Annotated in this window: 1 pseudogene; it reads right to left on the minus strand. The window is 35.1% G+C overall.

Annotation, left to right across the window (positions count from 1 at the left end):
- Nucleotides 1-125 precede the first annotated feature (125 nt).
- Nucleotides 126-1,215, minus strand: a pseudogene (locus BHE89_RS17230) (chemotaxis protein).
- Nucleotides 1,216-1,411: the final 196 nt, after the last annotated feature.

Raw genomic sequence — 1,411 nt, forward strand, 5'->3', positions numbered from 1 at the left:
AACAAGGCTTTGAAACAATCGTATTATTAAATTTTCTTGTTGCCAATTATAATCTGTACGTTCCATGAATTTTGTAACCTATAAATAGCAGCATAAATTACTGCTATTTATTTTGAATTAAGCTCTTAAGATAATGTCGCGTTTTTTGCTATATTCAATTGCTTTTCTAAAGCATCTTGATTCAGTACTTGCAAGCCGTTACTATCAGTTTGAATTTGAATAACTCCATCAGTAATAACTGCTTCTTGCTTATCATTTAACTGCGGTTTAAAAAGTGGGGTAGTGATTAAGTGTGTCATGATTGCAGCTAATTTATAGCCATTTTCAATTGTTTTAATAATGTTTTCACTAACACCTTCTAAATTAGCTCTTCCCATCGCTTTGTTTTGTTGCATTTTTTTATCGGTATCGATTAAATCCAACAGATAAGGCTCAAAAATTTTAAATTGGGCAGTCAGAACATCATAGATTGAAACTACATATTCTTTTGTTTTGATTAAATGTTTTTGTGCTAATTCCATTTTTTTGACAGCTGAAGAGACTTCTGAACGAATTTTTTGTGCATTATCTAATGCTTTTTCAGCGTGATTTGCATAAGCCCAGCCAGCGATTGCAAGAATAGGCGCGACAACTGCACCACCAAGCACCATTGCGCCACCTGCCATGCCCCAACCGCCTGCTGCTAATGAGCCACCACCAATTGCAGCCATTGTTGCATTATAGGCTGCCGCTCCTGATAAAGCTGCAATAGGCGTTCCTGTTGAAGCCGCCGCAAATGCCATCACACCACCATATACAGCGAAACCAGCTGCGGCACTTGACGCACCAGCACCTACAACAGTACCTAAATATTCTGTTGCAGAAATAGCTAAATTTTCAATTTTATTGATTTCATGACGTGGTATGGTGATGGAAATGTCATTTCCAGACTTATTAATTTTTTTCAAAATCTCTTGGGCTATTGTATTAAATTTATTGAAATCTTTACCTATTTGTAATTCAAGAGCACCCAATTTTTCTAAATGAATAGAGGTATTATTGTTTTACACGATCAAGTTTCTTCTTTTTTTTACTATCATATTTATCTTTTAGCAGTTTGGTAAAAATATCATCAGCTTTCTGATTTTTGTTTTGATATCCATCATAAGCTTTTCTTTTCCGCCAAAATGCAGCAGCAGCGATCGCAGCACCTGCAATAATAAATGGTATTGCCATAACCTATTCTCCAATTATCTATAATTGATTAATATATTCTCGTAAACTCATCAGCTTCTGATTTTGTTTGATATCCATCATAAGCTTTCTTTCCGCCAAATGCAGCAGCAGCGATCGCAGCACCTGCAATAATAAATGGTATTGCCATAACCTATTCTCCAATTATCTATAATTGATTAATATATTCTCGTAAACT

It is taken from the genome of Shigella sp. FC1967, assembly GCF_001743005.1.
In the GTDB taxonomy this organism is placed as follows: Bacteria; Pseudomonadota; Gammaproteobacteria; order Enterobacterales; family Enterobacteriaceae; genus Proteus.